The sequence below is a fragment of the Methanospirillum hungatei genome (assembly GCF_020216685.1).
GTDB classification, from domain to species: Archaea; Halobacteriota; Methanomicrobia; order Methanomicrobiales; family Methanospirillaceae; genus Methanospirillum; species Methanospirillum hungatei_B.
Map to the genome: position 1 here is coordinate 1 of NZ_JAIWNS010000275.1, position 4,022 is coordinate 4,022.

Here is a 4,022-nt window from a genome sequence, read left to right on the forward strand (position 1 = left end):
CAGACATCAGAACCAGGAGATAGTGCTCTTGAAATTGGTCCTAGACCCGGATACTTCGGTCTTGAATGGCTAAAAAATACGAAAAAAACTCACCTGACCGGCCTTGAGATAAGTCCTGCCATGATCCGTATGGCAGAGAAGAACAGTCGGGATTATGGTCTTTCTGACCGTGCAACCTACAGGGAAGGAAATGCCCTCTCTATGCCATTCGCAGACAATACATTTGATCGTGCATTTTCAAACGGATCCCTGCATGAATGGGAAGATCCAGGAAGAGTATTTTCAGAGATATACCGGGTCTTAAAGCCAGGTGGTGCATGTAGTGTGAGTGATCTCCGAAGGGATCTTTCACCCGAGATCTATCAGTTTATGCTCGATAGTTGTCAGGGGCCGGAGATCAAAAAAGGGTTTCAAACCTCAGTTCAGGCAGCGTATACAAAAGATGAGGTAGAGGCCCTGTTACAGGATATCGGTTTTACCTGGGTACAGGTTATCGCTCATCCCTATGGACTGGTTGTTATGGGAAAGAAATAATTTTTCAAGGCTGAATTAACACCTCATTTCTTGCAATAAGGTTTCGATCATAATATAATTCAAGATAGAATGTATTGCCAATAGAGGTCTCATCCAGAAAATCTATACCCAGAGGCTGTATTTTTTCTGCGATATCTTCTTTTGTCCCGGAAATAACATGAATATCTCCTGCATGCATTGAGGAGATCCCGTTCGCCCATGAATTTTCTGAATTGGTATTTTCTTTAATATTACTTCTATCCAGTTCTTTTATGGTATCATATCCACAGGAAAATGTCCTGGAAGGCCGAATAATAAGATTCACACAACAGGTGGGCAGGGGATCTCCGGAGATATGATGAAGAGTCAGATTCCACTTCTCACCATCCTCACGATGAAATTCTGACTGAAGGATAATTGCTAGCGATTTTTCTTGAGTATTCATCAACCCCCCGGCATAACTATTCACAATTGCTGCAATGATGAGGGTTAACGTAAGCATGAGTAGTACCCCAATTACCGGAGAAACCGCTGACTCTGATTTCATCAGCATTCACCAACGATAATCTGCTGATCATAAATCGTACTTTGAGACGGAAGATGGATGAACCGGATACGAATTGGATCACCATTATCCAGTTCCTCATAGTCTTTCCCAAGAAATGCTGTTCTGGATTCGGTGTTATTAATGACCATCCGTGTTCCACCAAGAAGGGAATAATTCCCAAAATGGTCGGCACCTTCTGATCCTTTTATACCCGGACCTAATCCGATTGGGTAAATTCCCTTTGTCCCTATTGTGGTATTTCCATGATTCGTTCCCCAGGTGGTAAGAATTTTGAGATCCTTTGTCGGAATTCCATCCCCTGCTGATAAAACCATCATGGTCACATTTACATTTGGAGACCTGCATGCTTCTGTTTGTAAAACTAACTGGGGGGGTCTGCTTTTTGTCTCTGACATTCCACCAACATATCCGGACAGTATCGCAGCAAGGATCACCGTGACAATAAGCATAAGCATTATTCCAATTACTGGAGAAACGGCAGACTCTTTTTTCCTTTTCTTATATCTGCATGTTAGAGAAGAATTCGAGGATATTTTTTCATGAAAACTCTCTCGTTTAATTTCATTGAATGTATACATAGTATGAGACCAGCAATCACAAATATTTTTGATCTATATAAAAATAAATTTAATTGAGATCTGTACGAAAAGAGAAAAAGATATAGTATACGATAAAACACTTGGGTTCGTGAAAAAAATGAAAATAAGGTTAGGAGTTGGTTGCCGAAAGGTAACACGGTATACATACCCGTTTCCCATCATGTTCACGGGTTTTTGCATCGGCTACCATCTCACCACAGCACTCACAGGGAATTGACTGAAATATCCTCGCTTTCCGGGGTGGCTGCATATCAACAAATTGTATCTTCAGAATTTTCTCTTCTGGTGCTGTAAGGATTGCATGAACACCTTGATGAGCGAGTTCCTGGTACCGTGCTTTTTCTTCCTCTGTTGCCTGGCCGGAGAACACCTTTGGTCGGAGTGCATTCATCTCTTCGGGCAGGAATCCATCAAGACTGGTCACAACACGAACCGCTTTGTTACTCCTTCTGCAATAGAACGTAAATGCGTGTTTTCCATAATCATTGATGATAAGATTACCCTTTCCTGCCGTGCATCCGGTAATCACCTGAACAGCATCAACTCCACAGGCATCGGTATCTGCGATTGCAACTAGTTCTTCATCTTTTGGACGTTCAACCCCCAGTGCTTTCATGGCCGCAATGGCGACCCGGTAGCCGGATGCAAGACCGCCGCATGAATGCCCGTGAAACTCAACTGCCTGCTCATATGATCCATAAGTGCCCTGGACGGGTTCTCCGGCGGATGATGAAATACACATGATATTAGGTTATCGGGGGAAACACATATAATCATCGTTTATGTGTCAGAATTGTATTATGAGTAACTCGTAAAATTGTAAAAATTGAGATAATGAAAGAAAATATAGAGAAAATATATACTCAATTGTGAAAAATAATAAGATTATTTTCAATAGTTTTAAATTTCATAATAATCGTATAATTAATTAAGATGTCTGTAAAATTTGTAAAGTAAAATAAGACACAATTAGGCTTAAAATTACTTTATTTAAGCAGACATCGGATTTCTGAATGAATGGCAGTCATTCCGGATGAATGAGGGATACAATGAAACGAACGATAATCTTCCTGATAGCACTCTATTGCCTATTTATTCCAATTTCAGCAGCAGCTGAAGATGATCTCATGTATGATCTGGGGTCGCGGGCAGCGGAAGTAGGTATGGATCTTTTGAAATTTGAACCGGGAGCAGACAATATCCTGGCCCTTACCAATGCCGGCCATGCAATTGTAAAAGGAAAGACCACGGAGCGTGCATTATCCGGTCTTACTGATACGTCCGGTCTTCGAAATGGTGACAATAATCTTTACCAGGTGAACCGCCCGGACTGGAAAGGGCTCTGGTTTTACTTCTATAATAAGGATTCAGGACTTGCTGCATATATGGAGCCTGATGCAGCGTTCTATACCATGAGTGCAGAGGAACGGGCAGCTCTTCCGGCAGACAAGGCGTTCGGACAGGTCACGTTCATGAGTGCGAACCTGGACAAGCTGCTTGCAAACCCGGATGAAGGGAATACCACCTTTAACAAGAAGAAGTTTGGCGGGAACGAGTTCTCACTGGTCGGGCTTTCAAATGTCTGGGCTGCAGGAGCAACCTATGATTTCATGAACGCTGCGGCATTTCATGATCATCTCTGCCCGGGTGTTACCAGTGGATATATGATCATCAAGTATATTCAGAAGAACCTGCCGATCACGAATCAGTCGGCTGAAACATACATCGACATCGGATGCCCGAACTGGTGTAAGGAAGATGCATTCCAGATGATCTGGGACAGCACTCCGGGTAAGAACAGTATGTTTGTCATGACATTAAGCCCGGACGATGAAGCCGCACTAAAGGCTAAGTATGGCACCAGGCCGGCAGGGATTATCATACGCTGGAATGATGCAGCCAAAAAAGGAAAAGGAGTTGCATTAGGATTTAACTTTGATCAGATAAGTGAGGAACTGGGTCTTGTGAACTGGACCGGGCCAACGTGGGCACCAAAGCTTGTCCAGGATATCGGTATGATGCCATATATCGATAACCCTGAATCAGTCATCACCACACTCAAAGAGTTTGATGTTGATGAGGTTAACCTGACAAAACTGAAGACCGCCGGGAATAACCCGTATAAAGTCCTGGGGATGCTGTAATTGCATTATCCCCTGCATACAAAAAAATGTGAGTGATCATATGAAAAACCTGAAAACAATTCTAATTGCAATCTTAATGCTGGTTTCTCTTGTAGCTATACCAGCATGCATGGCTACTGATTCAACTGGATCAGAGAGAACAATTACCGATGGATATGGCCGAACGGTCACTATTCCAGCAGAGGTAAAAGAAGTTAT

The 4,022-nt window shown here is 42.7% G+C and carries 5 protein-coding genes; 2 read left to right on the top strand and 3 right to left on the bottom strand.

Going from position 1 to position 4,022, the window contains the following annotated elements; genetic code table 11:
- On the top strand, positions 1–534 hold a 534-nt coding region (locus LDL35_RS14805), incomplete at its 5' end, for a class I SAM-dependent methyltransferase (RefSeq protein ID WP_304023859.1).
- A 4-nt stretch (positions 535–538) separates the two neighbouring features.
- Here the strand turns inward: LDL35_RS14805 and LDL35_RS14810 are convergent.
- The 3 genes from LDL35_RS14810 to LDL35_RS14820 form a co-directional block, all read right to left on the bottom strand.
- Positions 539–1,060: a type IV pilin N-terminal domain-containing protein gene (locus tag LDL35_RS14810; RefSeq protein ID WP_304023863.1), complete on the bottom strand. Its 522-nt coding sequence runs from the start codon at positions 1,058–1,060 to the stop codon at positions 539–541.
- Positions 1,060–1,659: a type IV pilin N-terminal domain-containing protein gene (locus LDL35_RS14815; protein ID WP_304023865.1), complete on the bottom strand. Its 600-nt coding sequence runs from the start codon at positions 1,657–1,659 to the stop codon at positions 1,060–1,062. Before LDL35_RS14815 ends, LDL35_RS14810 begins: the two co-directional genes overlap by 1 nt.
- A 130-nt stretch (positions 1,660–1,789) precedes the next feature.
- Positions 1,790–2,422, bottom strand: coding sequence for an FmdE family protein (locus LDL35_RS14820; RefSeq protein ID WP_304023867.1), 633 nt, complete (start codon positions 2,420–2,422; stop codon positions 1,790–1,792).
- 307 nt (positions 2,423–2,729) lie between these two features.
- Here LDL35_RS14820 and LDL35_RS14825 point away from each other — a divergent pair, with 307 nt between their 5' ends.
- Positions 2,730–3,824 carry an FmdE family protein gene (locus LDL35_RS14825; protein ID WP_304023870.1) on the top strand — a complete coding sequence of 365 codons (1,095 nt, stop codon included), beginning with the start codon at positions 2,730–2,732 and terminating at the stop codon, positions 3,822–3,824.
- Positions 3,825–4,022 lie beyond the last annotated feature (198 nt).

What these genes read in the sequence shown, in the direction of transcription:
- LDL35_RS14810 (WP_304023863.1), bottom strand. Translation starts at nt 1,060, where the DNA reads ATGAAATCAGAGTCAGCGGTTTCTCCGGTAATTGGGGTACTACTCATG.
- LDL35_RS14815 (WP_304023865.1), bottom strand. Translation starts at nt 1,659, where the DNA reads ATGTATACATTCAATGAAATTAAACGAGAGAGTTTTCATGAAAAAATA.
- LDL35_RS14820 (WP_304023867.1), bottom strand. Translation starts at nt 2,422, where the DNA reads ATGTGTATTTCATCATCCGCCGGAGAACCCGTCCAGGGCACTTATGGA.
- LDL35_RS14825 (WP_304023870.1), top strand. Translation starts at nt 2,730, where the DNA reads ATGAAACGAACGATAATCTTCCTGATAGCACTCTATTGCCTATTTATT.